This is a genomic window from Micromonospora sp. NPDC049580, assembly GCF_040675595.1.
Taxonomy (GTDB): domain Bacteria; phylum Actinomycetota; class Actinomycetes; order Mycobacteriales; family Micromonosporaceae; genus Micromonospora.
In genome coordinates, this window is record NZ_JBFAPG010000513.1 from 1 (window position 1) to 4,307 (window position 4,307).

At 71.3% G+C, this 4,307-nt stretch carries 4 protein-coding genes; all 4 read right to left on the reverse strand.

All coding sequences use genetic code 11. The annotated features are described in order from the left end of the window. Positions 1-41: 41 nt before the first annotated feature. Positions 42-2,720: an alanine--tRNA ligase gene (gene alaS, locus AB0J68_RS28100; RefSeq protein WP_363941405.1), complete on the reverse strand. Its 2,679-nt coding sequence runs from the start codon at positions 2,718-2,720 to the stop codon at positions 42-44. Next, positions 2,717-3,022 (reverse strand): hypothetical protein, encoded by a 306-nt coding sequence (locus AB0J68_RS28105; protein WP_354862942.1) that lies wholly within the window; start codon positions 3,020-3,022, stop codon positions 2,717-2,719. Before AB0J68_RS28105 ends, alaS begins: the two co-directional genes overlap by 4 nt. A 29-nt stretch (positions 3,023-3,051) precedes the next feature. Further along, on the reverse strand, positions 3,052-3,516 hold the full coding sequence (locus AB0J68_RS28110) for a DUF948 domain-containing protein (protein ID WP_354862941.1): 465 nt from the start codon (positions 3,514-3,516) through the stop codon (positions 3,052-3,054). Positions 3,517-3,664: 148 nt separating this feature from the next. Beyond that, the coding region (locus tag AB0J68_RS28115) for a hypothetical protein (protein WP_363941409.1) at positions 3,665-4,307 on the reverse strand (643 nt) is incomplete at its 5' end.

Sequence of the window (4,307 nt, forward strand, 5' to 3'; positions counted from 1 at the left end):
GGCGGACCGATCGGTCCGCCCTGGTCGACCATGACCGTCCATCACGCCTCGGTGATCGCCTTCTCGACGGTGAGCAGCAGGTTCGGCGCCTCGGCCGCCGGCAGGCCGCCGCCCTGGGCCAGGTCGGGGCTACCCCCGCCGCGCCCGGAGAACGCCGCCTTCACCAGGTCCGAGGCGGCCAGACCCCGACTGCGGGCGGCCGCGTTGACCGCCACCACCAGCGACGCCTTGCCGTTCGCGCGGGCCGCCACCGCGACCACCGCCGGCCGCGCCGGGTCGATCTTGCCGCGAATCTCCTGCGCCAGGGTCCGTACGTCGTTACCGGCCGCGCCCTCCGGCGCCTCGGTGCCCACGTACGCCACCCCGCGCACATCCTTGGCCTGCGCCGCGAGCGCCGCCGCGCCACCCAGCACCAACTGGGCGCGCAGCTTCTCCAGCTCCTTCTCCGCGTCCCGCAGCTGGGTCACCGTCTGCTCCACCCGGTCGGCGACCTGGTCGTTGGGCACCCGGTACAGCTCGGCCAGCCGGGAGACCAGCAGGTGCTCCTTGGCCAGGAAGCCGAAGGCGTCCATGCCGACCAGCGCCTCGACCCGGCGGACACCGGAGCCGATGGACGACTCGGAGAGGATCTTCACGAGACCGAGCTGGGCCGAGCGGGCCACGTGCGTGCCGCCGCACAGCTCGCGGGCGTAGTCGCCGACCTCGACGACCCGCACCTCCTCGCCGTACTTCTCGCCGAACAGCGCCATCGCGCCGATCCGCCGCGCCTCGTCCAGCGAGGTGATGAAGGCGTGCACCTCCAGGTCGGCCAGGAGCACCTCGTTGACCTGCTGCTCCACGTCGCGCAGAACGGTAGGCGACACACCCGTCGGGGTGTTGAAGTCGAACCGCAGCCGACCCGGGGCGTTCAGCGAACCCGCCTGGGTGGCCGACTCGCCGAGGAAGTTGCGCATGGTCTGGTGCACCAGGTGGGTGGCCGTGTGCGACCGGGAGATCGCCCGCCGCCGGGTGGTGTCGATCTCGGCGTAGCCGGTGTCGCCGGGGTGCACCTCACCCCGGATGACCCGGGCCCGGTGCACGATCAGGCCGGGCACCGGCTGCTGCACGTCGAGCACCTCGACCTGACCGTCGCCGACGGTGATGATGCCGTGGTCGGGCTGCTGGCCACCGCCCTCGGCGTAGAACGGGGTCGTGTCGAGCACCAACTCGACGGTCTCACCCTCGGTCGCCGCCTGACGCGGGCCGTCGGAGCCCAGCAGCGCCCGCACCCGCGACTCGCGGGCCACCTCGCTGTAGCCGGTGAACGTCACCGGGCCACCCGCGTCGAGCACCGACCGGTACGCCGACACGTCGGTGTGCCCCGTCTTGCGGGCCTGCGCGTCCGCCTTCGCCCGGGTCCGCTGGTCGGCCATCAGCCGGCGGAAGCCCTCGTCGTCGACCGTGAGGCCCTGCTCCGCCGCGATCTCCAGGGTCAGGTCGATCGGGAAGCCGTACGTGTCGTGCAGCTGGAACGCCTTCGCCCCGGACAGCGCCGTGCCGCCCGCCGTGCGGGTCTCGGCGATCGCGGTGTCCAGGATCGTCGTCCCGGCGCGCAGCGTCGACAGGAAGGCTTCCTCCTCGGCGTACGCGTACTGCGCGATCCGGTCGAAGTCGGTCGCCAGCTCCGGGTACGACGGCGCCATGCAGTCCCGCGCGACCGGCAGCAGCTCCGGCAGCGCCCGGTCCTGCCAGCCGAGCAGTCGGATCGACCGGATCGCCCGGCGCATGATCCGGCGCAGCACGTAGCCACGGCCCTCGTTGCTCGGGGTCACGCCGTCGCCGATCAGCATCAGCGCGGTCCGTACGTGGTCGGCGACCACCCGCAGCCGGATGTCGTCCGGGTGCGACTCGCTGGCCACGTGCCCGGAGTGCGCGCCGTAACGCTTGCCGGTCAGCTCGGCCGCCCGGGCGAGGATCGGCCGGACCTCGTCGATCTCGTAGAGGTTGTCGACGCCCTGCAGGATCGAGGCCATCCGCTCCAGGCCCATGCCGGTGTCGATGTTCTGCGCCGGCAGGTCACCCAGGATCGGGTAGTCCTCCTTGGTGGTGCCCGGACCGCGCTCGAACTGCATGAACACGAGGTTCCAGTACTCCATGTAGCGGTCCTCGTCGACCGCCGGGCCGCCCTCGCGGCCGTACTCCGGGCCCCGGTCGTAGAACAGCTCCGACGACGGACCGCACGGCCCGGGAATGCCCATCGACCAGAAGTTGTCCGCCTTGCCCCGGCGGACGATCCGCTCGGCCGGCACACCCACCGACCGCCAGATCTCGTACGCCTCGTCGTCGTCGAGGTAGATCGTCGGCCAGATCCGCGCCGGATCCAGCCCGTAACCACCCTCGGCGATCGGCTTCGTGGACAACTCCCACGCCAGCGGGATCGCGCCGGCCTTGAAGTAGTCACCGAAGGAGAAGTTGCCGTTCATCTGGAAGAACGTGCCGTGCCGGCTGGTCTTGCCGACCTCGTCGATGTCCGGGGTGCGCAGGCACTTCTGCACGCTGACCGCCCGCCGGTACGGCGGGGTCTGCTGGCCCAGGAAGTAGGGCACGAACTGCACCATGCCGGCGTTGACGAACAGCAGGTTCGGGTCGCTGATGGCGGGCAGCGGAGCGGACGGCACCACGGCGTGGCCGTTCGCCTCGAAGTGCGCGAGGTACCGCCGCTTGATCTCCGCCGTCTTCATCGCTGGTGTTCCTCCGGAAAAATGTCTCGATCGCCGATCCGCGGGGACTCCCGCAGCTCGGCGAACTGGTCATCGAACGCCTCACCCTGGGCGAACGCCTGGTGGATCTCCTGCTCGCGTTCGGCCATCCCGATCCGGACGTCCTCCACGAAGCTACGCAGCGATTCCACCAGGCCGCCAGCGGATTCCGACAACGAGCTGGCGATGCCGGCCGGGGTGTACGCCTGCGCGGTCCGGGTCGCCTTGCGGACCACGATCACGCCGACGGCCACGCCGATGCCGAGCCAGAACAACCGCCTCATGTCCTGCTACCTCCTGCTGGCCCGGCCGGTCAGCGGTTGCCGCGCCGGGCGGCCCGCCGCTGCTGCTTGATGGTGTCGCGCACCTCGCGCTCGGTCTCGGCGTGCCGGCGGCCGGCGGCGGCCTTGCGCACGCCGTAGCCGAACGCGGCCACCTTGACCAGCGGGTTCGCGGCCGCGGCGGAGACCACTGTGGCGAGGTTGGCGACGTTTGCGGTGACGTTCTGGGCGTGGCTGGTCATCGTGTCGACCTTCGCCAGCTGCAGGTTCACGCCGTCGAGCGAGGTCTGCACCTGCTCCAGGGCGACGTTGACGTTCTTCACCGTGGTGTTCACGTCGCCGAGCAGCGGCGCCGTCCGATCGTTGAGGTCGTTGATCATGCGCGTGGTGGCGTCCACCGTGTGCCGCAGCCGCAGGATCGGCAGCGTCAGGATGAGCACCAGCACCGCGAACGCGCACGCCGCGATCAGCGCCGCGACCTCTAAAATGTCGCCCACGCGTGTCCTCCTCAAGCAGATTTCCGCCGGACCCGACGTCCCCGGAACGCACAACCTGGCGCCCACCGAACCCACCGAGCCGTCGCCGGTCGCCGGGCACGGGCGGGCCCGCCAGCCCCAGACCCTACCGTCCGTGATGGAGAGCGGCTCAGGACGGTGAGGGTGTCACGTCGCCCAGCGGATCTCCGCTGACCGTCGGGAACGGGTCCTCTCCGGTCAGTGACGGATCGGTGCTGGGCTGCGGCCTGGTCCGCTCGTCGTCGATCGCGTTGCGCACCTTCACCGACACCAACGAGCCGGTGCACTCCCCCGCAGCGGCCGACGGCTCCGGAGACGGCACGATCGCCGGCTCCCCGTCGACCGGCGGCGGTACGCAGGCCGGCGCCCGTACCCACAGGTCGAGGGTCAGCTCGTCCTGACGCCAGCACGTGTAGCTGCCCTTCGTCTCCTGCTCCGGGCAGCGGCTCACCTTCCACGGTCGCCAGCCGTCCTGGCGCAGCGCGTCCTCGTAGACCTTCGCCGTCTCCTCCGGCGACTTCTCCGAGGTGACGGTGCGCTCGCGCAGCCGGCAGTCGAGCAGGCACCAGCGGCTGCCGCTGACGTCGTCGACCGTCTTCGTCGCGGCCCACGCGGGCACGGCGAGCTGGTCCAGGTTGTCGAAGACCGGGTCCCGGCTCAGCGTGCGGACGCCGAAGAAGAGCGGTACCGCGCCGAGCAGCACGACGCTGACCAGCGCCAGGACGGCCACCCGCAGCCGGCGTCGTTCGCGCGACTGCCGGCGTACCTCGGAA

Coding starts and splice junctions, on each gene's coding strand:
- alaS (WP_363941405.1), bottom strand. CDS start 2,720: ATGAAGACGGCGGAGATCAAGCGGCGGTACCTCGCGCACTTCGAGGCG.
- AB0J68_RS28105 (WP_354862942.1), bottom strand. CDS start 3,022: ATGAGGCGGTTGTTCTGGCTCGGCATCGGCGTGGCCGTCGGCGTGATC.